Raw genomic sequence first — 25,736 nt, 5'->3', positions numbered from 1 at the left:
ACGAGAGCCAAGGATGGTCCATGCCAAGAACCGCCCTGCTCGTCTCCGCCGCCTTGCTCACCGCTCTGCTGTCACCGACCGCCTCCCAGGCGGCCGACGACCCCGCCCCCGTCCCCGTCGACCGCTTCGAGGGCGAGGTCCCCTTCGCCTCCCAGCCCGCCGAGGGCATCTTCACCTGGGGCAGCGACAGCGACGACCCGCCGGCCCTGCAACTGACCGCCCGCACCGACGCCCCCGAGGGCGCCAAGGTCCTCACCGGCAGCTACGACATCAGCGGCTACGGCGGCTTCACCCACGACTTCGCCGCGACCGAACCCGCCCACGACTGGTCCGCCCACAAGGGCATCCGCTTCTGGTGGGACGGCCAGGACAACGGCCGGAAGATCGCCTTCGAGATCAAGGACGGCGGCGCGAACGGCGAGGCCTCCGAGCTGTGGACGACCTCCTTCACCGACGACTTCACCGGCTGGAAACAGGTCGAGATCCCCTTCACCGACTTCGTCTACCGCACGGACTACCAGCCCGTCGGCGGCATCGACCACGTCCTCGGGCTGACCGCGATGTGGGGCTACGCCGTCACCCTCCCGGCCGGCACCAAGGGCCGGTTCGCCCTGGACGACGTCGAGTTGTACGGCAGGGCCGACCAGTCCCTGCGGGCGAACGTCACCACGGACGCGGCCGTGTACCCGGTCAGGGAAGGCGCTGACGCGGCCGTGAAGGTCACCGTCGCCACCACCGGCTCCGCGCCGATCGACGATCCGGTGACCGTCACCTACGAGACCACCGGCGGCACCGCCGAACCGGGCAAGGACTACACCCCGGTCTCCGGCACCCTCACCTTCCCGGCCGGCACCGCCTCCGGCGCCTCCCGGACCATCGAGGTGCCCACCCTCAGGGACAGGGCCGCCGAGTCCGCCGAGACCGTCCCGCTCAAGCTCACGGTCACCGGCGCCAAGGCACCCGCCGAGACCCCGCAGATCGTCGTCGACGCGCACGGACTGCCGTACCTGGACGCCAAGTTGCCGTTCAGGCGGCGCGTCGCCGACCTCCTGTCCCGCATGTCCCTGGCGGAGAAGGCCGGCCAGATGACCCAGGCCGAGCGCGGGGCCGTCGGGGGCGGCGGCGACATCGCGACGTACGCCCTCGGGTCACTCCTCTCCGGCGGCGGCTCGACCCCCACGCCCAACACCCCCGAGGCGTGGGCCAGGATGATCGACGCCTTCCAGCTGCGCGCCCAGGCGACCCGCTTCCAGATCCCGCTGATCTACGGCGTCGACGCGGTCCACGGCCACAACAACCTGGCCGGCGCCACGGTCATGCCGCACAACATCGGCATGGGCGCCACCCGCGACCCCGAACTCGCCGAGCGGGCAGGCGCGGTGACGGCCGCCGAGGTACGGGCCACCGGCATCCCCTGGGACTTCGCACCCTGCCTGTGCGTGAGCCGCGACGAACGCTGGGGCCGCTCCTACGAGTCGTTCGGCGAGGACCCGGCCCTCGTCCAGTCCATGGAGACGGTCATCCAGGGCCTCCAGGGCCGCGCCGACGGCAGGGACCTGAGCCGGAACGACAAGGTCCTCGCCACCGCCAAGCACTTCGTGGGCGACGGCGGCACCCAGTACGGATCCTCGACCACGGGGACGTACACGATCGACCAGGGCGTCACCAAGGTCACCCGGCAGCAGCTGGAGGCCGTCCACCTGGCGCCGTTCCAAACCGCCGTCGACCGGGGCATCGGCACGGTCATGCCGTCGTACTCCTCCCTGGACGTGCTCGGTGACGGGCAGGGCCCGGTGAAGATGCACGCCCGGGCCGACATGATCAACGGCGTCCTCAAGAACCGCATGGGCTTCGACGGCTTCGTCATCAGCGACTGGAACGCCATCGACCAGCTGCCCGGCGACTACGCGTCCCACGTCCGCACCTCGGTCAACGCAGGCCTGGACATGATGATGGTGCCGTACGGCTACAAGGACTTCACCGGCACACTCGTCGACGAGGTGAGGGCCGGCCGGATCAGCGAGCAGCGGATCGACGACGCCGTCTCCCGCATCCTCACCCAGAAGTTCGAGCTGGGCCTCTTCGAGCACCCGTACGCCGACACGACCGGCGCCGCCGCGATCGGCTCCCCGGCACACCGGGCCGTGGCCCGCGAGGCCGCCGCCGAGTCCCAGGTGCTGCTGAAGAACACCGGCGGGCTGCTGCCGCTGAAGAAGAGCGAGAAGGTGTACGTCGCCGGGTCCGACGCCGACGACATCGGCAACCAGAGCGGCGGCTGGACCCTCACCTGGCAGGGCTCCTCCGGGAACACCGCCCCGGGCACGACCATCCTCCAGGGCATGCGCGCGGCGGGCGGGAACGTCACCTACTCCAAGGACGCCTCCGCACCGACCGACGGCTACGACGTCGGCGTGGTCGTCGTCGGCGAGACCCCGTACGCCGAGGGCGTCGGCGACGTCGGCAACGGCCACTCGCTCCAGCTGTCCGCCGCCGACCGGGCCGCCGTGGACCGGGTGTGCGCGGCCATGAAGTGCGCGGTGCTGATCGTCTCGGGGCGCCCGCAGCTGATCGGCGACCGGCTCGACCGGATCGACGCGCTCGTGGCCTCCTGGCTGCCCGGCACCGAGGGCGAGGGTGTCGCCGACGTCCTCTACGGCAGGCGCCCCTTCACCGGACAGCTCCCGGTCACCTGGCCCAGGTCCGAGTCCCAGCTGCCGATCAACGTCGGCGACGAGTCGTACGACCCGCAGTTCCCCTACGGCTGGGGCCTCACCACCCTCACCCGGGTCCCGCAGGGCGGCACCGCGACCCTGCGCGCGCTCGCCCTGGCGGCGACGGCGGCCGAGCGGGCGGGCGCCGACCGGGCCGGACGCGAGCTGGTCGCCAGGGCGCGGCTGCTCGTCCAGGAGAAGGTGGGGCAGCGGATCACCGAGGCCGTGGCGAAGCCCTTCGCCGACGCGGACCATCTGCTGCTGACCGGCAGGTACGGAAAGGCGGTGCAGAAGCTGACGGAGGCGTACCGGGCCGCGTAGGCCGTCCGTCGGTCATCCGTCAGTCATCCGTCCGATCTGGAAGGATGCCCACTTTTGGGAGGCTTCGGGTAGCTTCGAAGGATGAAGGCCGTCCCGCGGACCCGAAGCCTCCCAGCGCTCCTGCTGGCCGCCCTCACCCTGGTGATCGTGACCGTGCTGACCCCTGGCGCGATGGCGGCCACCAGCGTCTCCACCATCGCCGAGGCCCTCCGCAAGAACCCGGTCTACGTCGACCCGGCGGCCTCCGCCCAGCTGTCCGCCGGGGACGCCGACACCCTCGCCAAACAGATCAAGGCCGCGAACAAACCCCTGTTCATCGCGGTCCTGCCGGCCGGCTACCCCACCCGGAACGTCTTCACCGACCTGCGCACGGCCACCGGCGTCACCGGCCTGTACGCCATCCGGCTCGGCGACCGCTTCGACGCCCGCGCCGACTCCTCGGTCCTCCCGCACAGCGCGGTGCGGAACCTCGTCACCAGCGTCCAGGGGGAGAGCGCCAAGACCCAGCTCACCGACTTCACCGACCGCGCCCTCACCAACATGGGCGGCCACGCCCCCGCGTCCTGGGGCTCCTCCAGCTCGGCCGGCGGAGTGTCCACCACGGCACTGATCATCACGGCCGCGGTGCTGGTGGCCGGAGGCGCGGGCGCCTACACCCTGGTCCGCCGCAACCGCCGCCGCCACGCCGAGGAGCAGCGGGCCGCCCTGGACCGCCTGCGGGTGGTCGTCGACGAGGACATCACCGCCTTCGGCGAGGAACTCGACCGGCTGGACTTCCACCCGGCCGAGGCGGGCGCCGACGACGCCAAGCGCGGGGACTACGAACGGGCCCTGGACGCCTACGACAAAGCCAAGCAGTACATGGCCGACGCGCGGAAACCCGAGGATGTCCGCGCCGTCACCGAGGCCCTGGAGGACGGCCGCTTCTCCCTGGCCCAACTGGCCGCCCGCCGCGAGGGCCGCCCCCTGCCGGAGCGCCGCCCGCCCTGCTTCTTCGACCCCCGGCACGGTCCCTCGGTCACCGACGCCGCCTGGACCCCGCCCGGCGGCTCCCCCCGCGAGGTCCCGGTCTGCGCGGCCGACGCCACCCGTCTGGCCGACGGCCGCGACCCGGTGATCCGCGAGGTCGACACCGACTACGGCCGCCGCCCCTACTGGGACGCGGGCCCGGCCTACGGCCCCTGGGCCGGCGGCTACTTCGGCGGCGGCATCCTGCCCGGCCTGCTCGTCGGCACCCTGCTCGGCAGCGTGATGGCCACGCCGTCGTACGCGGCCGACTACGGCACCGGGTACGGCGACTTCGGCGGCGGGGACTTCGGCAGCGGCGGCTACGAGGGCGGCGACATGTCCGGCGCGGACTTCGACCCCGGGGACTTCGGCGGCGGCTTCGGCGACGGAGGGGGCTTCGACGGGGGCGGGGGCGGGGACTTCGGCGGGGGCTTCTGAGACGCGGCGGAGCATCAGCCCGGGCGCACGGGAACGTCGGTCGTGCCCAGCCGCTCCCTCACCGCCGCGGCCAGCGCCGGCACCCCCGCTCGGTCCCACCGAGCGTCCCGAGCGCCTCGGCCAGCCAGGCGTCCCGCTCCAGCGCCCGCCGCCCCGACTCGGTGAGCATGAGCACGGACTGACGCCGGTCCACCGTGCCCGTCTCCCGCACGATCAGCCCATCGGAAAGGTGATCCATGGCGGCGCTGCCCTGTCCGTCGGCGCGTCCTGGTTCCTGCTGCTGGTTCAGCGGCCGTCGTGGCGACGGCGTACGGCGTGACGGGAGGCGTAACGCTCTCCGGCGGTGTGCCACCAGGCGGGCGGGGAAGGGCCGTTGACGACGGAAGTGGGCTGGTCGGGATGGAGCCCGAGCCGCCACAGCGCCTGGGCGTCCACGTTCAGGCCGAGCGTGCCGTGCCAGTGCCCGTCCTCGGCGATGCGGCACATGAGGTCGATCCGTATCTCTTCCGCTTCGAACGGCATCCAGTCGATGCCGCGGTCACGCAGTCAACCGAGGAGGAAACGACCGGGGTGGGGCCGCCCCGGCACATTCTCGTACGAGGCGAGGTGGACCCAGTCGGTCTGTTCGTACTGCCCGGAGGACGATGTCATCGCGCCATCCTGGCACGCACAGGCGAACGCCCGCCCTCCCTTTTCGGGGGAGTGGAGGGCGGGCGCGTTCAGGGTGCGGAAGTCTTGGGACCGGCTCGGCCGCCGGAGGTTCACGCGTTCTTGATCGCCGAGATGTCGAAGACCAGCTTGATCTTGTCGGAGACCAGGAAGCCGCCGGTCTCCAGCGCCGCGTTCCAGGTCAGGCCCCACTCGGAGCGCAGGATCTCGGTCTTGCCCTCGAAGCCGACGCGCTCGTTGCCGAAGGGGTCCTTCGCGGCGCCGTTGAACTCCAGGTCGATGGTGATCGGCTTGGTCTCGCCGAGGATGGAGAGGTCGCCGGTGATGCGGTAGTCGTCGCCGCCCAGGGCCTCCGCCTTGGTGGAGCGGAAGGTCATCGCCGGGAACTCGTCGGTCTTGAAGAAGTCCGAGGACTTCAGGTGGCCGTCACGGTCGGCGTTGCCGGTGTCGACGCTCTCCATCTGGACGTCGATGGTAGCGGTGGACTTGGCGGGGTCCGTGCCGTCCAGGTGCAGGGAGCCGGTGAAGTCCTGGAAGCTGCCCTTGACGTTGGTGACCATCGCGTGGCGCGCCACGAAGCCGATCGTGGTGTGCGCGGGGTCGAGCGTGTACTCACCGGTCAGCGCGGCCAGGTCGGGGCTGACGGCGGCGGGCGCCGAGGCGGGGGCGGGGGTGCTTTCCTTACGGCCGAAAATGCCCATGACGTGCTCCTTGGGGACGGGCGCGGTCGGCGGTGCCGAGGCCGCGGGGGCGTTCTGTTTAACGTTCAACGAATCCAACGACTCCGACCGTAGACCTATTCCGTTCGGTTTTCAACATCATCCGCATCGTGTTTTCACGGTAACCGGGAGTCACCGTGTGCGCCCTCTGGCGAACGCGCGAAGGGCTCGGGCACCATCTGCGTGCACCACCTGCACAGCCGCCCCTCAGGAAGCACGGCCATCCGCAGGAAGGGTCCCCATGAAGGCCACGAAGGTCACGAAGGCCATGAAGGTCCGCTCCGTCCTGACCGCGCTCGCCCTCGTCGTCGCCCCCGGCGTCGCCGTCGTCGGTACCGCCACCGACGCCTTCGCCGTCACCAAGATCAGCCACGCGACCGCCACCCAGATGTTCCGCGACGTCGGCATCACCTGGTCCTCCTCGGGCAACTGCTCCGACCGGAACAACTCCACCTGCACGTCCTTCGAGCAGCTCAACCTCGCCACCGCGCAGGGCGCCCAGACCCTCAAGCGGGCCAGTGGCTGCGCCTTGAACATCACAGGCGGCACCGAGACCGGCCACGCCTCCGGCACCTACTCCCACTGGAACGGCTACAAGCTCGACTACGGCAAGAACACCTGCGTCACGTCGTACATCAAGAACAACTTCACCTATATCGGCCTGCGCGGCGACGGCGCCCCGCAGTACAAGTCCGGCTCCGGCAACATCTACGCCGACGAGGGCAACCACTGGGACGTCCTCTACTACAACTGCGGCGGCTGCTGAGCCGGGGGAGGAGGGTGGTGACCAGCCATATGGGCATGACCCGACGCGCGTTGCTGCTGGCCGCCGCCCTCACCGCCACCCCGGCACCCCCGGCCCGTGCGGCACCCGCCGCCGACCCCTACGACCCCCTCCGCCGCCGCTGGCTCGACCTCGCCCTCGGCACCGGATACGACCCGGCCGTCGAGCCGTACGCCTCCCGGCTCGCCCAACTCGGGGAACTGGCCCGGGACTTCCGGGCCACCATGGCCCCCGCCCCCGCCTCCCTCTGGCCCGGCCACCCCTTCGACCCGCCCACCGGCATCACCTTCAGCTACGGCCGCCTGTGGACCATGGCCCAGGCCTACGTCCAGCCCGGCACCGGCTCCACCGGCGACGACACCCTCCTCGTCGACCTGCTCCGCGGCCTCGACCACCTCTCCGCCACGGTCTACAACCCGGCCACCACCCGCTACGGCAACTGGTGGGAATGGCAGATCGGCAGCCCCCGCCTCCTCATGGACCTCACGGCCGCCCTGTACGACCACCTCGGCGCTGCCCGTGTCGCGGCGGCCTGCGCGGCCGTCGACCACTTCATCCCGGACGCGATGCTCACCGAGTACTCCGGCACCTCCACCGGCGCCAACCGCGTCGACCTGTGCCGATCCGTCGCCCTGCGCGGCATCCTGGGCCGGGACGGCGGCCGTGTCGCGCTCGCCCGGGACGCCCTGTCACCGGTCTTCCCGTACGTCACCCGGGGCGACGGTCTCTACGCCGACGGCTCCTTCGTCCAGCACACCTGGGTCGCCTACTCCGGCACGTACGGCCAGGTGCTGCTCGACGGCCTCGGGCGGCTGTTCGCCCTGCTCGCCGGGTCGCCCTGGGAGGTCACCGACCCGGCCCGGCAGAACGTCCTGGACAGCGTCGAGCACGCCTACGCGCCCCTGATCCACGACGGGTTGGTGATGGACTGCGTCAACGGCCGTGCCATCAGCCGGGGTTACCTGCGCGGCGACGACCTGCACCTCATGCGTAGTGACCACTACCACGGCCAGGCCCTGATCGCGGCCGTCACCCTGCTCGCCGGCGGCGCGAGCGAGGCGGAGCGGGAGCGGTGGTACGGCCGGATCAAGGGCTGGATCCAACGAGACACCGTGACACCGATCCTGACGGCGGGTCAGTTCGGGGTCGCCGACCTCGCCCGGTTGCACGCCGTCGCCGACGCGGCCGTACCCGCGAGCCCGGAACCCGTCGGGCACCGCCTCTTTCCGGCCATGGACCGGGCCGTCCACCGCCGCCCCCGCTTCACCGCCGCGCTCTCCATGGCCTCCGACCGCATCGCGCACTACGAGTGCGGCAACGGCGAGAACCCGCGTGGCTGGCACACGGGCTCCGGCATGCTCTCCTGGTGGCCGGCCGGGCGCGGTGACCGGTCCGACCAGTACACAGACTGGTTCTGGCCGACCGTGGACTGGTACCGGCTTCCCGGCACCACCGTGTCGACCAGGCGTCTGGCCGACCGGGCCGGCGGTGAGTGGGGCGCCCCCAAGCCGGACGTCCGCTGGGTCGGCGGTGCGACCGACGGCGCGTACGCGGCCGTGGGCCAGCACCTCAAGGGGCTCGGATCGACGCTGGAGGCCCGCAAGTCCTGGTTCTTCCTCGCCGACGCCGTCGTCTGCCTGGGCGCCGGGATCACCTGCGCCGACGGCGTCCCCGTCGAGACGGTCGTGGACAACCGCAACCTCGGCGAGAACGGCACCCAGACCCTCGTCCACGGCCCCGGCTGGGCCCATCTGGAGGGCCACGGCGGCTGGATCCTGCCCTGCGGCGGCGAGCTGCGCACCCTCCGCGAGGACCGCACCGGCGCCTGGTCCGACATCAACACCACCAGCACGGACGAGCGGCGCACCCGCCGCTGGCAGACCCTCTGGCTCGACCACGGCACCGACCCCGCCGACGCCACGTACCTGTACGTCCTGCTGCCGGGTGCCTCCCGCGGCGAGGTCGCCGCCCGGGCCGCCGACCGTCACTGGCTGTGCGTCCTCGCCAACGACGCCCGCCGCCAGGCCGTCGCCGTGCCCGCGCTCGGCCTGACCGCCGCCAACCTGTGGGAGGCCGGTACGGTGGATGCCCTGACCGCCTCCGCGGGCGCGAGCCTGCTGGTCCGGCGCCGGGGCCGGACCGCTACCCTCTGTGTCAGCGAGCCGCCCCGCACGGGCGCACCGCTGGAGATCGTCTGGGACCACCCCGTGCGCTCGGTCGTACGGACCGACGAGGCCGTGGAAGTCCTCTCGGCGGGACGCCGTCTGAGGCTCCGCGTCACTCCAGGGATGGCATGTTCCACCCACGAATGTGAGGTGGCTCTCAGGTGATGCCTTTGTGGCCTCCCTACAACGCCGACGCCCCCTGAGCAGTCGGAACGGCTGCATGCTGCTGTGGTTCTGTTCAGTGGCACCAGGAAAACGGGCCGGAGACTGTACGGAGTCGACGGCTCGCTTTCCTTGGTGTCCTTCGTAAGGTCGCTACATGACCGTTTTGGAAGAGACGACGGGTGAGCCGACCGGCGAGCCGACGGACGCGCGCGGACGGGTCGCCGAGCTGCACGAGATCCGTGCGCAGGCCGTGGCAGGCCCCAGCGAGAAGGCGACCGAGGCGCAGCACGCCAAGGGCAAGCTGACGGCGCGGGAGCGCATCGAGCTGCTCCTGGACCCGGGTTCCTTCCAGGAGGTCGAGCAGCTGCGCCGGCACCGGGCGACCGGTTTCGGCCTGGAGGCGAAGAAGCCGTACACCGACGGTGTCATCACCGGCTGGGGCACGGTCGAGGGCCGCACGGTCTTCGTCTACGCCCATGACTTCCGGATCTTCGGCGGTGCGCTGGGCGAGGCCCACGCCACCAAGATCCACAAGATCATGGACATGGCCATCGCGGCCGGTGCACCGCTGGTCTCCCTGAACGACGGCGCCGGCGCCCGCATCCAGGAGGGCGTCTCGGCCCTCGCCGGCTACGGCGGCATCTTCCAGCGCAACACCAAGGCCTCGGGTGTCATCCCGCAGATCTCCGTGATGCTGGGCCCGTGCGCGGGCGGCGCGGCCTACTCGCCCGCCCTGACGGACTTCGTGTTCATGGTCCGCGAGACCTCGCAGATGTTCATCACCGGCCCGGACGTGGTCAAGGCGGTGACGGGCGAGGAGATCACCCAGAACGGCCTGGGCGGCGCGGACGTGCACGCCGAGACGAGCGGTGTCTGTCACTTCGCGTACGACGACGAGGAGACCTGCATCGCCGAGGTGCGCTACCTCCTCTCGCTCCTCCCGCAGAACAACCGCGAGAACCCGCCCCGGGCCGAGTCCGGTGACCCGGTGGACCGCCGCAGCGACGTCCTTCTCGACCTGGTCCCGGCCGATGGCAACCGGCCGTACGACATGGCCAAGGTCATCGAGGAGATCGTCGACGACGGCGAGTACCTGGAGGTCCACGAGCGCTGGGCGCGGAACATCATCTGCGCGCTGGCCCGCCTGGACGGTCAGGTGGTCGGCATCGTCGCCAACCAGCCCCAGGTGCTGGCCGGCGTCCTGGACATCGAGGCGAGTGAAAAAGCTGCGCGCTTTGTCCAGATGTGTGACGCTTTCAATGTCCCGATCGTGACTTTCCTGGACGTACCGGGCTTCCTCCCCGGTGTCGACCAGGAGCACGGCGGAATCATCCGTCACGGCGCGAAGCTGCTGTACGCCTACTGCAACGCGACCGTGCCGAGGATTTCGCTCATCCTGCGCAAGGCGTACGGAGGTGCCTACATCGTCATGGACTCCCAGTCGATCGGCGCCGACCTCACCTACGCCTGGCCCACCAACGAGATCGCCGTGATGGGCGCCGAGGGCGCCGCCAACGTCATCTTCCGCCGCCAGATCGCCGAGGCCGAGGACCCCGAGGCCATGCGGCAGAAGATGGTCAAGGAGTACAAGGCCGAGCTGATGCACCCGTACTACGCGGCGGAGCGCGGCCTGGTGGACGACGTCATCGACCCCGCCGAGACCCGCGAGGTCCTGGTCAAGTCCCTGGCGATGCTGCAGTCCAAGCACGCCGACCTGCCCTCCCGTAAGCACGGCAACCCCCCGCAGTAACCGAGCGGACCCGCCGCGGCAACCCCGCGGACCTCTCTCTCACGGAGACTTACATCCATGAACACGCCTGACATCCGCGTCGAGAAGGGCCACGCCGAGCCCGAGGAAGTCGCCGCCATCACGGCCGTCCTCCTGGCCCGTGCGGCCGCCCAGCCGGCGCCTTCGGCCCAGACCCACCGAGGCCGTGCCAAGGCCGGCTGGCGCCGCCTGGAGCGCGAGCCCGGCTTCCGGGCACCGCACAGCTGGCACTGAGTCTTTTTGCGCGTGACCACAGCCCCGCCTCTCCTTCGGGAGGGCGGGGCTGTGGTGTGTCTGCCGACGCCGTACGACCGTTGTATGACCGTCGTACGACGAAGGGGCCCTCTCCATGCGGAGAGGGCCCCTTCGGAAGAGCTGGGTCGAGCTAGCGCAGGCGCGCCATCAGAGCGTGCTCCACGAGCGTGATCAGCGCCGACTTGGCGTCCGCGCGGTGGCGGGCGTCGGTCGTGATGATCGGGGTGTCGGGGCCGATCTGCAGGGCCTCGCGGACCTCGTCCGGCTGGTACGGCTGGTTGCCGTCGAAGCCGTTGAGGGCGATGACGAACGGCAGCCCGCTGTTCTCGAAGTAGTCGACCGCGGGGAAGCAGTCGGCCAGGCGGCGGGTGTCGACCAGGACGATCGCGCCGATGGCGCCGCGCACCAGGTCGTCCCACATGAACCAGAAGCGGTCCTGACCGGGCGTACCGAACAGGTACAGGATCAGGTCCTGGTCCAGGGTGATACGGCCGAAGTCCATGGCGACCGTGGTGGTCGTCTTGTCCCCGGTGTGGGTGAGGTCGTCGATGCCGGCAGACGCGGACGTCATCACGGCCTCTGTGCGCAGCGGGTTGATCTCCGAGACGGCACCGACGAACGTGGTCTTGCCCACGCCGAAGCCGCCCGCCACCACAATCTTCGCGGAGGTGGTGGAGCGGGAAGGACCGCCGCTAGAGCTTGCGAAGTCCACTGAGCACCCTTTCGAGCAGTGTCACGTCTGGCTGGCCACCGGCGTTCTCGTCGCCGCCGGGCTGATGGATGGCGACCAGGCCCGCCTCCGCCAAGTCGGCGACGAGGATCCTGGCCACGCCGAGGGGGATCGTGAGCAGGGCCGAGATCTCGGCCACCGACTTGATCTCCCGGCACAGGTTGCAGATCCGCTGATGCTCGGGCAGCTGGCCCTGCATCTGGTGCGGAGCGGCGGTGGTGTGCACCAGTGCCTCGATGGCGAGCTGGTAGCGCGGGCGGGTCCGGCCGCCGGTCATGGCGTACGGACGCACCAGGGGGTTGTTGGCAGCCGTGGCCGGCGCCGGCTCGGGGCGGCGCTGGGGCTGTACCGGCTGGATACGCGGGGCCGGCGGCTGGTCGTACGGCGACGGGCCGGGGCCCTGCGGCGCGTACGGCTGCCGGTGGCTCGGGGCGGAGGGGAAGTTGTACCGGTTCGCGGAACCGTCGCCCTGGCCCTGGGCAGGGCCGTACGACCAGTTGCCCGTATTCGAACCGCCTGGGGGTGTTGCCACTTTCTCTCCTCCTCCGACCGTGCCGGGCACCCATCCCTGTGGAGCCGCGTCCCGAAACCTTACGGCCCCGGGACACGTATACGCACCGTTCGTCTGTTAGTTGAGAAGGCTTCCCTGGAGTTCCGCGCGGAGATCCGGGGTGAGGACCGTGCCCGCGCGGTCCACCAGAAGTGCCATCTCGTACCCGATGAGGCCGATGTCCGCCTCCGGGTGGGCCAGAACCGCCAGTGACGAACCGTCGGATACGGACATGATGAACAGGAATCCCCGCTCCATCTCCACAACCGTCTGATTCACGGCGCCCCCTTCGAAGATCCGGGAGGCGCCTGCCGTCAGCGACGTCAGACCGGATGCGACGGCCGCGAGCTGATCGGCGCGGTCGCGGGGAAAGCCTTCGGACATCGCCAGAAGGAGTCCGTCGGCGGAGACCACCACCGTGTGGGACACCCCCGGGGTGTTGTCCACGAAGTTGGTGATCAACCAGTTCAGGTTCTGTGCCGCCTGGCTCATCGGGCTCACACTAACGCTCCTGGTTGTAGGTGCTGTCAGGGCCGAAGCCCTGGCCGTTCGTTTCACTGCCCGCGTTGCGTCCGCGCTGGACGCCTCGACGCAGGTTGCTCAGCCTGCCCCGGACGTCCTCCGGGGCGCGGGAGACCTGTGGGCCTCCCTGAGGGGTGCTCTCGGCGGTGCCCTCGACCAGGTTGGCCTTGGGTACCCGCCGCGGCAGGCCGGAGGCGGTGACCCCGCCTGCCTTGGGCTTCCGGAGCTGCGAGGCCTGCTGCCAGCGCTCGTCGTTCGCCGAACGCCAGCCGCTGTCGCCGTTCTGCCCCGGGGAGTTCCCGGGTGCGGGAGCCGGCGCTTCCTGCTGCACGTGTGCCGTGCCGCCCGCGGCGCTCGAACCGTTGGAGCCGCTCGGGGTGGATCCACGGCGGGGCAGCCCGGCGTCGGTCAGCTGGTGGGAGGCGGGAGAAGCCGTTCCCGGACGGTCGAAGCCTACGCGGTTCCGCTGCTCTGCGTCACCGGCCTGTGCGGATTCCGCTTCCGGAGCGTACTGGGCCGGGTAGCCGTTCTGGTAGCCGTCCTGCTGCGGCTGCTGCGGCCAGTCGTCCTGGTAGGACGGGCTCTCGTAGGAGCCGAATCCGTCGGACGCGGAGGCGTGCGCGGGCGCGGGCTCTTCCTGAGCGGGCTCCGCATACGCGGGCTCGGGGTAGCCGGCGCCGTTCGAGGCGAAGCCGTCGTTCTGCGGCAGACCGCCGTTCGGCGCGTAGTACTGGTCGTCGTACGACTTCTCGTACGGCTCCTCGTACGTCTGCTCCTGGTACGCCTGCTGCGGCTGCTCCTGGTACGCCGGCTGCTCGGTGTAGCCCGTGCTGCTGCCGTCGTAGCCCTGCTGCGCGTCGAACTCGCTCCGGAACCCGGGCTGTTCGGGGGTCTCGTGCGGCTGGCCGTGGCCCTGGGACTCCAGGGCCGCCCGGCGCTCCTCGCGCATCAGGGAGCGGCCGACGGGGTCCAGGTCGCGGATGTCGTCGGGGACCTCGGAGTAGCGGCTGTCGTCGAAGCCCAGCTCGGCTGCGGTGCGCATCGGCGGCGCCGCCACCTGACCGAAGCTCTCACCCTGGAACTGCTGCTCCGGGATGATCTGGGAGACCGTGAACTCCTCGCGGTCCAGCGGCACCTCGCCGCCACCACCGTGCGTGATCGCGTCCGGCAGCATGACCAGGGAGGTCGTACCGGCCTGCTCGCCCGAGGGGCGCAGCTGGACGCGGATGCCGTGCCGGTCGGACAGCCGGCCGACCACGAAGAGGCCCATGCGCTGCGAGATCGCGGCGTCCACGGTCGGCGGGTTGGCCAGCTTGTGGTTGATGTCCGCGAAGTCCTCGGCGGTCAGGCCGATGCCCTTGTCGTGGATCTCGATCATGACCCGACCGTCGGGGAGACGGGTGGCGGTCACGCGAACCTTGGTCTGCGGGGAGGAGAACGTCGTGGCGTTCTCCAGCAGCTCGGCGAGCAGGTGCACGAGGTCGGTCACGGCACGGCCGTGGATCTCGGCCTCCGGGACGCCGGACAGCTCGATGCGCTCGTACTGCTCCACCTCGGAGGAGGCGGCGCGCAGGACGTCGACCAGCGGGACCGGCTGGTCCCAGCGGCGGCCGGGCTCCTCGCCGGCGAGGACCAGGAGGTTCTCGCCGTTGCGGCGCATACGGGTCGCGAGGTGGTCCAGGCGGAAGAGGTTCTCCAGCTGGTCCGGGTCGGCCTCGTTGTTCTCCAGGTCGGTGATCAGGGTCAGCTGGCCCTCGATCAGCGACTGGTTGCGGCGCGAGAGGTTGGTGAAGATCGCGTTGATGTTGCCCCGCAGCAGGGCCTGCTCGGCGGCGAGCCGGACGGCCTCGCGGTGGACCTGGTCGAAGGCGCGGGCGACCTCGCCGATCTCGTCGGTCGAGTTGATCGGGATCGGGGCGACGCGGGTGTCGACGCGGCCGGGGTCGGTGCGCGAGAGCTGGTCGACCAGCATCGGCAGGCGCTGCTCGGCGATACCGAAGGCGGCGTTGCGCAGCTGGCGCATCGAGCGGCTCATCTGGCGGGCCACGGCACCGGCCAGGATGAAGGCGAGGAGCAGGGCCACGACGACCACGGCACCGGTGATGATCGCGGAGGTCTTGGCGTCGTCGGCGATGCTGGAGGCCTCGTTCACCGCCTTGTCGGAGAGATCCGACTCGATCTGGCGGTAGGCCTTGTACTTGAGCGTGTTGACCGCCCACCAGTTCTGGGCGGTGACGCCACCCGCCGCCAGCTGGTCACGGGTGAGCGCGCTGGTGTCCTTCATGGTGACGAGCGCCCCGACCATCTTGGACGGGTCGGACGGCGGGGCGACGTACTTCGGGTTCTTCGCCTTGGCCGCCGCGGCCATGGCGGCCCCGTCCGTCTTCATCTTCGCCTGCGCGTCGGCCAGCTTCTGCGCGTCGGCGTCGGTGCCACCGCCGATGTACTCCTCCAGAGCGATGCGCTCCAGGTAGGCGTACGAGGACAGGGAAACCCGCTGGGTCGCCAGGTTCGGGGCGTCCGGGCCGGGGTTGACCAGCAGATGCGTGCCGATCGACCGCTCCAGCGACAGCGCCGCCTTGGTCAGCGAGATGGCGTAGACGGTACGGCCGTAGGAGGTGATGTTGCCGGTGCCCAGACCGAGTTCGTTGGCGAACTCCATCAGGGGGTGGCTGACCCCGATGTAGCCCTCTTCGGTCTGCACGCCGGGGGTCTTGTACGCGACCTGGCGCAGCTTCGCCAGCTTGGTCTCCGCCTTGCGGAACTGCAGCAGACGGCGCTGCAGACCGGACTTGTCCGGCATGTTCTGCGCGGCCGCGTCGAAGGAGTCGGCGGCCTGGTCGGTCGCCTTGCGGGCGCCGTCGACGATCGCCTTGCTCGTGGCGTCCTTCTTGTTCAGCAGCAGCGGGGCCGCGGTGACGTCACGCTCGTTCTCGAGGGCGTCGGCATAGGTGAGGGCGGCACGCACCAGACGGGCGGTGTTCTCCGCGTCCTGGGCCTCCTGCCAGGTGTTGATCGAGCTCTTCACCTGGAAGCCGCCCATGACGAGACCCACCGCCACGGGTATGAGCAGAATCGCGTTCAGCCGGGTCGGCACGCGCCAGTTGCGCGGGGAGAAACGGCCGCCGCTCTTCGCGGGAGTGGCCGCCGGCTCCGAACCGGGCACAGGGGTGGGCGCCGCAGCGCGCGGCGGCGGGGTGAAGTTGCCCCGCGCCGACGGCTCGGGACCGTTCTTGCTTCGCCTCACTCGACCAACAACCTCTCGGCGGTCGGCACCTTCGTCGTGCCGCAGTCTCTCAGAGCCCCGTTCGTCATCGACCACTAGGTACGTCTTTGACTATTGGGCAGTTCAGGCATTTGAGCATGTGAACCAGTGCTCTTCCAAACAGCGGAAACCCCCAAGTGGGGCGGTTGTAAGCCCCAGATAAAACGGTCATAAAGAGCGAGCCCCGCCAAAAGGCGGGGCCTTCGTGAGCGCAGCGGTACCGCTCGACCGCGTCGCGTGGTGATCCCGGGGGATTCCTCTGCCGAACTGTTATGAACACCGGAGCCGACCGTGTCAAAGGCCACAGTCGGCTCCGAGGGGTTTACGACAACTGCCGTACGGCACGTCGTATTTGGGTGCTACCGCAGGCGGGCCATCAGGGCGTGCTCCACCAGCGTGATCAGCGCCGACTTGGCGTCCGCGCGGTGGCGGGCGTCCGTCGTGATGATCGGTGCGTCCGGCCCGATCTGCAGGGCTTCGCGCACTTCGTCGGGGGTGTACGGCTGCTGGCCGTCGAAGCCGTTGAGGGCGATGACGAACGGCAGGCCGCTGTTCTCGAAGTAGTCCACGGCCGGGAAGCAGTCCGCGAGGCGCCGGGTGTCCACGAGCACCACCGCGCCGATCGCGCCGCGCACCAGGTCGTCCCACATGAACCAGAAGCGGTCCTGACCGGGCGTACCGAACAGGTACAGGATCAGGTCCTGGTCCAGGGTGATACGGCCGAAGTCCATCGCCACCGTGGTGGTGGTCTTGTCCCCGGTGTGGGTCAGGTCGTCGATGCCCGCCGAGGCGGACGTCATGACGGCCTCCGTGCGCAGCGGGTTGATCTCCGAGACGGCACCGACGAACGTGGTCTTGCCCACGCCGAAGCCGCCCGCCACCACGATCTTCGCCGAGGTGGTGGCCCGGCCCGCGTCAGAGCTTGCGAAGTCCACTGAGCACCCTTTCGAGCAGCGTCACGTCAGGAGCGCCACCGTTGTTCTCGTCGCCACCCGGCTGGTGGATGGCGACCAGGCCGGCCTCGGCGAGGTCGGCCACCAGGATCCGGGCCACGCCGAGCGGCATGGCCAGCAGCGCCGACACCTCCGCGACCGACTTGACCTCGCGGCACAGGTGGCAGATGCGCTGGTGCTCCGGGAGCAGTCCCATGAGCGCTGCCGGGTCGGCCGTGGTGCTGATCAGCGCCTCGATGGCGAGCTGATAGCGCGGCCGGGTCCGGCCACCGGTCATCGCGTACGGACGTACCAGCGGCTGGTCGCCCTCGTCCCCGTACGGCTCCGCGTACGGATCATGAGAGGCGGTGGGCGGGGTCATGAATCCTCCGGGCGGGACAGCAAGTCGGTCAGTCAAGCCGTCTGAATGGGGCCGGTGGGGGGATTGTGTCGGCCGGACGGTGTTTTCGTGAGGTGGGTGGTGCCGGGGCGGGTCAGTGGAGCAGACTGCCCTGGAGTTCGGCGCGCAGGTCCGGGGTGAGTACCGCACCCGCGCGGTCGACGAGCAGTGCCATCTCGTAGCCGACGAGGCCGATGTCGCACTCAGGGTGGGCCAGAACCGCGAGGGACGACCCGTCCGAGACGGACATCAGGAAAAGGAAACCGCGCTCCATCTCGACGACCGTCTGTGCCACGTTGCCGCCCTCGAAGATCCGGGACGCCCCGGCCGTGAGGGAGGTCAACCCGGAGGCGACGGCCGCGAGCTGGTCGGCGCGGTCGCGCGGGAAGCCTTCGGACATCGCCAGCAGAAGGCCGTCGGCGGAGACCACCACCGTGTGCGACACCCCGGGGGTGTTGTCCACGAAGTTGGTGATCAACCAGTTCAGGTTCTGTGCCGCCTGGCTCATCGGACTCAACTAACGCTCCTGCTGGTGAGTGGGGCTCGGGTAGCTGCCGGTCTGGCCGTTGCCGGCCTGGCGACCCTGTGCGATGCCCCGACGGAGATTGGTCAGCCGGCCGCGTACGTCGTCAGGCGCACGCGAGACCTGCGGACCGGCTTGGTGCTGTTGCTGCTGAGCCGTGCCCGGGACGAGGTTCGCCCGGGGCACCCGGCGCGGCAGGCCGGAGGTGGTGATGCCGCCCGCCGCGGGCTGCCGTACGCGCTCCGCCTGACGGACGAGTTCGTCGTTGGGCGAGGTGCGCCAGGAGCCGGTGGCGGAGGCGGAGGGAGCACGCTGCGGAGCGGGCGCGGGCGCCTGCTGCTGCGGTGCGGGAGCCGGCGCCGGGGGGTTGTCCTGCTGCCCCTGCTGGTTGCCGTGGAACCAGTTGGTCTCCAGCGTGTCGTACAGCGGGGTACGACCGTCGACCGGACCGCTGGCCGGCGGCAGCGCCTCCGGCTCCCGGCGGGGCGGACGCGGCGCGGCCGGCGGGCGCGCGGCACCGAAGTCGCCGCGGTTGCCCTGCTGCGGCCGCTCGAACTGGCCGGTGTTCGCCGGCCCCTGGCCCGGGCGGCCGGGCAGCGCGTGCTGGCCGGTGGAACCGGCGTCGAAGCCGGTGTTGTAGGCCTGCGGGGCCGCGAACTGGCCGGTGCTCTGCGGGTCCTGCTGTCCGGGCGCCGACGTGCCGAACACGTCGGAGCGGACGAACCCGCCGCTGGTGTCCTGCTGGCCGTACTGGCCGGTGCCCTGCTGGGTACCGGGACGCTGGAACTGTCCGGTCGAGCTGCTCGCGCCGTTCAGGTCCGCACGCGGGAACTGGCCCGTGGAGCCGTTCGCGCCGAACTCCGGACGGGGGAACTCGCCCGTGGCGGCCGGGCCCTGCGCGTCGATACGGGGTATCTCCGAGGTCGAGCCCGGGCCCTGCCGGTCGTCGACGCGCGGCATGCGCGCGGTCTGCGACGGGTCCTGCTCGTCATGGCCGCGCGGGGCGTCCAGCGAGGCGCGCGACAGCGGAGCCTGGGCGTTGTCGCTCCAGTCCGGGGTGCGCGAGGGCGGGTTGGTGCCGGGCAGCTCGGCCCGCGGACCGCCGCGCGGCGGCAGCTGCGGCTGACGGCCCTGGTCGGAAGCGCCCGCGCCACCGCGCGGCTGCGCCGGACCACGGCCACCGAAGGCGTCCTGCTGCGAGCCGCCGAAGCCCGCGGACTGCGAGCCCTGCGCGGCACCCGGACCGCCGAAGCCGCCCGCACCCGCACCGGCCGGGGCCGGCCGGCCCTGCTGCGGCGCACCCGGACCCTGCGGACCACGCGGCGCTCCACCCGGCGCACCGGGACGGCCGCCCTGGCCGGTGCCAGGCAGCGCGGCCCGGGGACCCTGGGCGGAGCCGACCTGGCCGCGCGGGGCGGGACCGGCGCCGAGGAGTCCGCCGCCGGACGGGGCACCGCCGAGGGCGCCGCCCTGGCCGTTGCCGCCGTTGTTGCGGCGGGCGGCGGCAGCACCGGCCGCGGCCTGCGCGGCGGCCGGACCACCGGTCGGCGCGGGGGCGCCGGGCTTGCCCGGAGCGGGCTTCTTGCCACCCTGGGCGACGTCGACGGGGAGCATGACCAGCGCGGTCGTACCACCGGAGTCGGAGGGGCGCAGCTGGATGCGGATGCCGTGGCGCTGGGACAGACGACCGACCACGAACAGACCCATGCGGCGGGACACCGAGACGTCCACGGTGGGCGGCGAGGCGAGCCGCTCGTTGATCGCCGCGAGGTCCTCGGGGGAGAGGCCGATACCGGTGTCGTGGATCTCGATCAGCACACGGCCGTCGGGCAGCGCGTGACCGGTGACCTTCACCTTGGTCTGCGGCGAGGAGAAGGAGGTGGCGTTCTCGAGCAGCTCGGCGAGGAGGTGCACGAGGTCGTTGACCACGCGGCCGGCGACCTCGGTGGTCGGGACCGCGGCCAGCTCGATGCGCTCGTACTGCTCCACCTCGGACGCGGCGGCGCGGAGCACGTCGACCAGCGGGACCGGGCGGGTCCAGCGCCGGCCGGGCTCTTCACCGGCGAGGACGAGGAGGTTTTCACCGTTACGGCGCATACGCGTCGCGAGGTGGTCGAGCTTGAACAGCGAGGACAGCTGGTCCGGGTCGGCCTCGCGGGACTCCAGCTCGGAGATCAGCGACAGCTGGCGCTGGATCAGACCCTGGGAGCGGCGCGAGAGGTTGGTGAACATCGCGTTGACGTTGCCCCGGAGAAGGGCCTGCTCGGCGGCGAGGCGGACCGCCTCGCGGTGCACGTCGTCGAAGGCCGCGGCCACCTGGCCGATCTCGTCCCGGGAGTGCACACCGACCGACTCCACGGACGTGTCGACGTCCTGCGGGTCGGCCTCGGACAGCTGCTTGACCAGCTCGGGCAGGCGGTCCTGGGCGACCTTGGTGGCGGTCTCCTGGAGGCGGCGCAGCGAGCGGATCATGGACCGGGCCACGACGAACGCGCCCACGAGCGAGATGCCGAGGACGATCAGGATCAGCGCACCGGAGATGATCGCGTCGCGCTCGGAGGCGCTGCGCAGCTCGCGGGCCTTCTGCTCCATGTCCTCGAGCAGCGTGTGCTCGATCTTCTTCATCTGGTCGATCTTGGTGGAGCTGTCGTCCACCCAGTCGCGGTACGAGCGCGGCGGCAGACCGTCGAGGCCGGTGGGGGACTCGAGGGTCCGCTTGGCGTACAGGTCGGCGGCCTGAATGATCGGGTTGTTCTCCTCGATCGGCTTGAGGAGTTCGTCCGGGTTCTGGCTGCTGTAGATCTTCCGGAAGATCGCGATCTCGGAGTTCTCGCTCGCGTACGCCGACTCGCCGTACAGGCGGTCGTTCGCGGAGAGCTTGCCCTTGGTGTCGCCGCTGGAGGTCAGCGCCGCGGCGATGACGGCACGCTGCACGGACGCGTACTCCTTGGCGGAGGAGAAGGCCGCCAGGGCGCGGGTGCGCGTGATCATCTCGGGGTTGCTGGACGCCTCGGCCATGGCCTGGGAGAGGTCGATCAGCTGGGTGATCAGCCGGTGGTACGACTCGACGGTCTGCGTCGAGTTGTTCTTCGACTGGTACGCGCTCTTGCGGATCTTGGCCAGGTCGTCGAGCTGGTTGGCGAGGCTCACCAGGGTGTCGCGGACGCCCTGGAGGTTGCCGTTCTTGCTCGCCTCGTCGATCTGCTCGGAGGCGTTGAGGAAGTTCTCGCGGGCCCGGTCGGTCTTTTCCTGGTCGCCCTTGATCTGGTAGTCGGTCGCCTTCAGACCGTGCGACAGGGGACCGGCGGACAGGTCACGCTCGTCCTGGAGCGCCTGGGCCAGCTCGGTGGCCTGCTTGGTCATCTCCGTCAGCAGCTTCATGTTGTCGAGCTGCTGGATGTCGGTGATGTTCTGGTCGATACGCAGCGCGCCCAGCGAGGTGGCCGCCACCACGGGGAGCGCGAGCAGCGACACCAGACGCGTGGAGATGCGCCAGTTGCGCAGGGCCATGCGCGAACCGGGGCCGGTGGGTCCCTTGGGGGGCTTCACGGCCGGGGTGGGGTTCCCGGTCTTCGCGGCGCCCGGTGAGGAGGACGCGCCGAGGCGCCCGGGGCGCTCACCGCCGTCTCCGGACGGGGCCGGGCCCGGGATCTGGGCGTGCTGGGGCGATGAGCCGCGGTCGGTCCCGCCGTGCGCCTCCGGCTCCGCCGAAGCGCTGCCATCCCTCTTGAAACGTCCCTGCACTAGCGTCGCAACCTCTGGACCAGGCACCCCTCCGCGTGAACGGAGGGACACGGTGTCGGCGTATCGGAGAGCGCCCTGAATGCACCCTCCGAGTGGTCTGGAGTGACCGGCGCAGGTTCCCCCCTATCTCGCCGCCACCCGGCGCTGCTGTTGCGCCCCTTGCGCGCCGGCTCGATCCCGCGGCGGTCCGTGGAATTCCAGCACAGTGCCGGATCTCCAACAAGGGCCGTGTCCCGAGCTGTGACCTACGTGACGGGCTGTGAGGCCCGAGTCACCAGCTGTGGAACGCGATCCCGGCCAAAGTGGGCGTATCCGTGCGAGTAGCCCCCTGGTGTCACGTGTCCCAGTCGCCATGATCAGGAGCGGAATGATTGCTTCAGGGGGTCAATGTCCGTTTCGCAGGGGAGAGTTGTCGGCCGGAATTGACCGGTTTGCCCATGGATTCGTGAGCAAACTCACATGCAGATCATGGGGAGTTCATGACGGTGGCAGGGAATCGGATGTTTAGCCTGACGCTTTACAGGATGGGCAGCTCTGCCAACTCGACCCGAGCCACAGGACGTACAACGGTGAAGACGACGATGATGTTCCGCAACATAGCCAACCCGCGGCGCACGACTCTGGCGCACCTCGAGGACGCCGACGAACTGCAGACGCCCGAGCTGCCGGAGCACCCCGTCGACCTCCCCGCCCAGACGGCGAACCCCAGGCGCACGGTTCTCATGGAGGTCCCGGTGGCGGCGGCGGCCATGGCCGGCGAGTAGCCGAGCGGGCACCGCACACGCACGTGGAGCGCGGCCCGGAAGATCNNGATCTTCCGGGCCGCGCTCCTCTGCTGCGTCCGTCGCCTTCCCGAACGCGGCAGGCCCGACCGGTTAACCTGGGGCGTCAGTACGCCGGTACTCAGTGAGGGGCGCAAGGATCCCGTGCGCATCGCCAGGTTCTCCATCGACGGGAACGTAGCCTTCGGCGCGGTCGAGGGCGACAAGCAGGACGAACTCGTCCTCGACATCATCAAGGGCATCCCGTTCGCGGACTATGAGCTGTCCGGGACGAAGGTGCCGGTGAGCAAGGTCAGACTGCTCCCGCCGGTCCTCCCCAACAAGGTCGTGGCGTTCGGCCGCAACTACGCCGACCACGCCAAGGAGCTGGGCAACGAGGTGCCCGACGCCCCGTTCGCCTTCTTCAAGCCGTCCACCTCGGTGATCGGCCCCGGTGACGAGATCCAGTACCCCTCCTTCTCGCAGGAGCTGCACCACGAGGCCGAGCTGGCCGTCGTCATCGGCCGCATGTGCCGCGAGGTGCCGCGCGAGCGCGTCAAGGACGTGATCTTCGGCTACACCTGCGCCAACGACGTCACCGCGCGCGACGTGCAGAAGCGCGAGAAGCAGTGGGCCCGGGCCAAGGGCTTCGACACCTCCTGCCCGCTCGGCCCCTGGGTGGAGACGGACCTGGACCTCGACCGCGCGAACGACCTGACCATCCAGCTCACGGTCAACGGCGAACAGCGCCAGCTGGGCCGCACGAGCGAGATGATCCACCCCATCGAGGACCTGATCGTCAACATCTCCGAGGCCATGACCCTGCTCCCCGGCGACGTCATCCTCACCGGCACCCCCGCGGGGGTCGGCCCCCTGAACGTCGGCGACGAGGTCGCCGTCACCATCGAAGGCATCGGCACTCTCACCAACAAGGTTGTCAAGCGTGGCTAGCGCATCCGGCTCCCCCGTACGCGTCCGTTTCTGTCCCTCGCCCACCGGTAACCCCCACGTGGGCCTGGTCCGCACCGCCCTGTTCAACTGGGCGTTCGCCCGGCACCACCAGGGCACCCTGGTCTTCCGTATCGAGGACACCGACGCGGCCCGCGACTCGGAGGAGTCGTACAACCAGCTGCTCGACGCGATGCGCTGGCTGGGCTTCGACTGGGACGAGGGCCCCGAGGTCGGCGGCCCGCACGCGCCGTACCGCCAGTCGCAGCGCATGGACATCTACCAGGACGTCGCGCAGAAGCTCCTGGACGGCGGCTACGCCTACCACTGCTACTGCTCCCAGGAGGAGCTGGACACCCGCCGCGAGGCCGCCCGCGCCGCCGGCAAGCCCTCCGGCTACGACGGCCACTGCCGCGACCTGTCCGCCGAGCAGGTCGAGGAGTACAAGGCCCAGGGCCGCACCCCGATCGTCCGCTTCCGGATGCCCGACGAGGCGATCACCTTCGACGACCTGGTCCGCGGCGAGCTGACCTTCACCCCGGAGAACGTGCCGGACTACGGCATCGTCCGCGCGAACGGCGCCCCGCTGTACACGCTGGTGAACCCGGTCGACGACGCCCTGATGGAGATCACCCACGTCCTGCGCGGCGAGGACCTGCTCTCCTCCACCCCGCGCCAGGTCGCCCTGTACAAGGCGCTGACCGAGCTGGGCATCGCCAAGCGGACCCCGGCCTTCGGCCACCTGCCGTACGTCATGGGCGAGGGCAACAAGAAGCTCTCCAAGCGCGACCCGCAGGCGTCCCTCAACCTCTACCGCGAGCAGGGCTTCCTGCCCGAGGGCCTGCTCAACTACCTCTCGCTGCTCGGCTGGTCGCTCTCCGCCGACCAGGACATCTTCACCATCGGTGAGATGGTCGCGGCCTTCGACATCTCCGACGTGAACCCCAACCCGGCGCGCTTCGACCTGAAGAAGTGCGAGGCGATCAACGGCGACCACATCCGCATGCTGGATGTGAAGGAGTTCACGGAGCGCTGCCGCCCGTGGCTGAAGGCGCCGTTCGCCCCCTGGGCGCCGGAGGCCTTCGACGAGGCCAAGTGGGAGGCGATCGCCCCGCACGCCCAGACCCGGCTGAAGGTCCTCTCCGAGATCACCGACAACGTCGACTTCCTCTTCCTCCCCGAGCCGGCCTTCGACGAGGCGAGCTGGACGAAGGCGATGAAGGAGGGCTCGGACGCCCTGCTGCGCACGGCCCGCGAGAAGCTGGAGTCGGCGGACTGGACCTCGGCCGAGGCCCTCAAGGAGGCCGTCCTGGCCGCCGGTGAGGCCCACGGCCTCAAGCTCGGCAAGGCCCAGGCCCCGGTCCGCGTGGCCGTCACCGGCCGCACGGTCGGCCTGCCCCTGTTCGAGTCCCTCGAGGTCCTGGGCAAGGACGCGACGCTGGCCCGCATCGACGCGGCGCTGACCAAGCTCGCGGCGTAACGAACGCCACACACGAAGGGGCGGCACCCGGGACACCGGGCGCCGCCCCTTCGGCGTACACGTTCCCGGGCAACCACCGGACATCCGGCCATCCACCCGGTTACCGTCGGGTCATGAGCATCCGAGCCGTGGTCTGGGACGTGGACGACACCCTTTTCGACTACACGACCGCGGACCGCGAGGGCATGCGGGCTCATCTGGCCGTGGAGGGGCTGCTCGGCGGGTACGACAGCCCGGAGCAGGCCCTGGTGCGGTGGCGGGAGGTCACCGACCGGCAGTGGGCGCGCTTCTCGGCCGGGGAGGTCTCCTTCGAGGGACAGCGGCGCGACCGCGTACGCGTCTTCCTGGAGCAGGAACTGCCCGACGCCGAGGCCGACGCCTGGTTCCGGCGGTACATCGCCCACTACGAGGCCGCCTGGAGCCTGTTCCCGGACGTGCTGCCCGCCCTGGACGCCCTCGCCGCCAGCCACCGGCACTCGGTGCTGTCCAACTCCAGCCTTACGGTCCAGGAACACAAGCTGCGCACCCTCGGCGTCCGCGACCGCTTCGAGAGCGTGCTGTGCGCCGCCGAGCTGGGTGTCTCCAAGCCGGAGGCCGGGGCGTTCCTCGCGGCCTGCGAGGCGCTCGGCCTGCCCCCGCACCAGGTGGCGTACGTCGGCGATCACCCGGAGATCGACGGGCGGGGCGCGGCCGAGGCCGGGCTGCTGTCCGTCTGGATCGACCGCGGCGGGGTGTACGCGCAGGGCACGGACGGCGTGGTGGCGCACCGGATCTCGACCCTCGCCGAACTCCCCGCGCTAGTCCGGACGGATACCCGTTTTGGAGCCCCGTCCACCTTCGGGTAATGTTCTTCCTGCGCCGCCGGGGAGCGGGCCGAA

21 protein-coding genes are annotated in these 25,736 nt (G+C 70.6%); 10 read left to right on the top strand and 11 right to left on the bottom strand.

Going from position 1 to position 25,736, the window contains the following annotated elements:
* The first annotated feature begins 20 nt into the window (after nt 1–20).
* Both BEK98_RS33925 and BEK98_RS33920 read left to right on the top strand, forming a co-directional pair.
* Nucleotides 21–3,032 (top strand): glycoside hydrolase family 3 protein, encoded by a 3,012-nt coding sequence (locus BEK98_RS33925; protein ID WP_094220565.1) that lies wholly within the window; start codon nt 21–23, stop codon nt 3,030–3,032.
* 81 nt (nt 3,033–3,113) lie between these two features.
* Nucleotides 3,114–4,478, top strand: coding sequence for a hypothetical protein (locus tag BEK98_RS33920; protein ID WP_094220564.1), 1,365 nt, complete (start codon nt 3,114–3,116; stop codon nt 4,476–4,478).
* Nucleotides 4,479–4,536: 58 nt separating this feature from the next.
* On the opposite strand, the gene BEK98_RS33915 is transcribed toward BEK98_RS33920, so the two are convergent.
* From BEK98_RS33915 to BEK98_RS33905, 3 genes are all read right to left on the bottom strand, one after another.
* The gene (locus BEK98_RS33915) at nt 4,537–4,716 is read right to left on the bottom strand and encodes a helix-turn-helix domain-containing protein (protein ID WP_094220563.1); all 180 of its coding nucleotides are present in this window, start codon (nt 4,714–4,716) and stop codon (nt 4,537–4,539) included.
* A gap of 47 nt (nt 4,717–4,763) precedes the next feature.
* Complete coding sequence (locus BEK98_RS33910) at nt 4,764–5,000, bottom strand: hypothetical protein (protein ID WP_094220562.1); 237 nt, start codon at nt 4,998–5,000, stop codon at nt 4,764–4,766.
* 239 nt (nt 5,001–5,239) lie between these two features.
* Entirely contained in the window at nt 5,240–5,848 is a 609-nt protein-coding gene (locus BEK98_RS33905; protein ID WP_094220561.1) for a YceI family protein, read from the bottom strand.
* A gap of 286 nt (nt 5,849–6,134) precedes the next feature.
* On the opposite strand from BEK98_RS33905, the gene BEK98_RS33900 reads away from it, so the two are divergent.
* From BEK98_RS33900 to BEK98_RS33885, 4 genes are all read left to right on the top strand, one after another.
* Entirely contained in the window at nt 6,135–6,632 is a 498-nt protein-coding gene (locus BEK98_RS33900) for a hypothetical protein (RefSeq protein ID WP_094220675.1), read from the top strand.
* Nucleotides 6,633–6,661: 29 nt separating this feature from the next.
* Nucleotides 6,662–8,980 (top strand): polysaccharide lyase 8 family protein, encoded by a 2,319-nt coding sequence (locus tag BEK98_RS33895; RefSeq protein WP_094220560.1) that lies wholly within the window; start codon nt 6,662–6,664, stop codon nt 8,978–8,980.
* Nucleotides 8,981–9,134: 154 nt separating this feature from the next.
* Nucleotides 9,135–10,730, top strand: a complete 1,596-nt coding sequence (locus BEK98_RS33890; RefSeq protein WP_094220559.1) for an acyl-CoA carboxylase subunit beta — start codon at nt 9,135–9,137, stop codon at nt 10,728–10,730.
* A 57-nt stretch (nt 10,731–10,787) separates the two neighbouring features.
* A complete protein-coding gene (locus BEK98_RS33885) occupies nt 10,788–10,982 on the top strand; it encodes an acyl-CoA carboxylase subunit epsilon (protein WP_094220558.1) in 195 nt (64 codons plus the stop codon).
* Nucleotides 10,983–11,133: 151 nt separating this feature from the next.
* Here BEK98_RS33885 and BEK98_RS33880 read toward each other — a convergent pair whose 3' ends face one another.
* From BEK98_RS33880 to BEK98_RS33845, 8 genes are all read right to left on the bottom strand, one after another.
* Nucleotides 11,134–11,715, bottom strand: a complete 582-nt coding sequence (locus BEK98_RS33880; protein ID WP_071369867.1) for a GTP-binding protein — start codon at nt 11,713–11,715, stop codon at nt 11,134–11,136.
* The gene (locus tag BEK98_RS33875) at nt 11,696–12,265 is read right to left on the bottom strand and encodes a DUF742 domain-containing protein (RefSeq protein WP_094220557.1); all 570 of its coding nucleotides are present in this window, start codon (nt 12,263–12,265) and stop codon (nt 11,696–11,698) included. Before BEK98_RS33875 ends, BEK98_RS33880 begins: the two co-directional genes overlap by 20 nt.
* A 96-nt stretch (nt 12,266–12,361) precedes the next feature.
* Nucleotides 12,362–12,775, bottom strand: coding sequence for a roadblock/LC7 domain-containing protein (locus tag BEK98_RS33870; protein WP_003993185.1), 414 nt, complete (start codon nt 12,773–12,775; stop codon nt 12,362–12,364).
* Between the two features lie 10 nt (nt 12,776–12,785).
* Nucleotides 12,786–16,052, bottom strand: a complete 3,267-nt coding sequence (locus BEK98_RS33865) for a sensor histidine kinase (protein ID WP_208643307.1) — start codon at nt 16,050–16,052, stop codon at nt 12,786–12,788.
* 377 nt (nt 16,053–16,429) lie between these two features.
* Nucleotides 16,430–17,005: a GTP-binding protein gene (locus BEK98_RS33860; RefSeq protein WP_067301226.1), complete on the bottom strand. Its 576-nt coding sequence runs from the start codon at nt 17,003–17,005 to the stop codon at nt 16,430–16,432.
* The gene (locus BEK98_RS33855; RefSeq protein ID WP_019058642.1) at nt 16,986–17,384 is read right to left on the bottom strand and encodes a DUF742 domain-containing protein; all 399 of its coding nucleotides are present in this window, start codon (nt 17,382–17,384) and stop codon (nt 16,986–16,988) included. The genes BEK98_RS33860 and BEK98_RS33855 overlap by 20 nt, the downstream gene beginning before the upstream one ends.
* Before the next feature lie 112 nt (nt 17,385–17,496).
* A complete protein-coding gene (locus BEK98_RS33850; RefSeq protein ID WP_003973453.1) occupies nt 17,497–17,910 on the bottom strand; it encodes a roadblock/LC7 domain-containing protein in 414 nt (137 codons plus the stop codon).
* A 9-nt stretch (nt 17,911–17,919) separates the two neighbouring features.
* Nucleotides 17,920–21,669, bottom strand: a complete 3,750-nt coding sequence (locus BEK98_RS33845; protein WP_094220555.1) for a sensor histidine kinase — start codon at nt 21,667–21,669, stop codon at nt 17,920–17,922.
* Between the two features lie 569 nt (nt 21,670–22,238).
* Here BEK98_RS33845 and BEK98_RS33840 point away from each other — a divergent pair.
* The 4 genes from BEK98_RS33840 (at nt 22,239) to BEK98_RS33825 (ending at nt 25,703) form a co-directional block, all read left to right on the top strand.
* Nucleotides 22,239–22,433: a hypothetical protein gene (locus tag BEK98_RS33840; protein WP_094220554.1), complete on the top strand. Its 195-nt coding sequence runs from the start codon at nt 22,239–22,241 to the stop codon at nt 22,431–22,433.
* A 162-nt stretch (nt 22,434–22,595) separates the two neighbouring features.
* Complete coding sequence (locus BEK98_RS33835; RefSeq protein WP_094220553.1) at nt 22,596–23,381, top strand: fumarylacetoacetate hydrolase family protein; 786 nt, start codon at nt 22,596–22,598, stop codon at nt 23,379–23,381.
* Nucleotides 23,374–24,858 (top strand): glutamate--tRNA ligase, encoded by a 1,485-nt coding sequence (gltX, locus tag BEK98_RS33830; RefSeq protein WP_094220552.1) that lies wholly within the window; start codon nt 23,374–23,376, stop codon nt 24,856–24,858. The genes BEK98_RS33835 and gltX overlap by 8 nt, the downstream gene beginning before the upstream one ends.
* A 113-nt stretch (nt 24,859–24,971) precedes the next feature.
* The gene (locus BEK98_RS33825; protein WP_208643306.1) at nt 24,972–25,703 is read left to right on the top strand and encodes an HAD family hydrolase; all 732 of its coding nucleotides are present in this window, start codon (nt 24,972–24,974) and stop codon (nt 25,701–25,703) included.
* Nucleotides 25,704–25,736: the final 33 nt, after the last annotated feature.

This window comes from Streptomyces diastatochromogenes (assembly GCF_002242805.1).
GTDB lineage: Bacteria > Actinomycetota > Actinomycetes > Streptomycetales > Streptomycetaceae > Streptomyces > Streptomyces diastatochromogenes.
The sequence above is the reverse complement of the archived record's forward strand: the minus strand, read 5'-3'. Positions and strand labels throughout refer to the sequence as shown.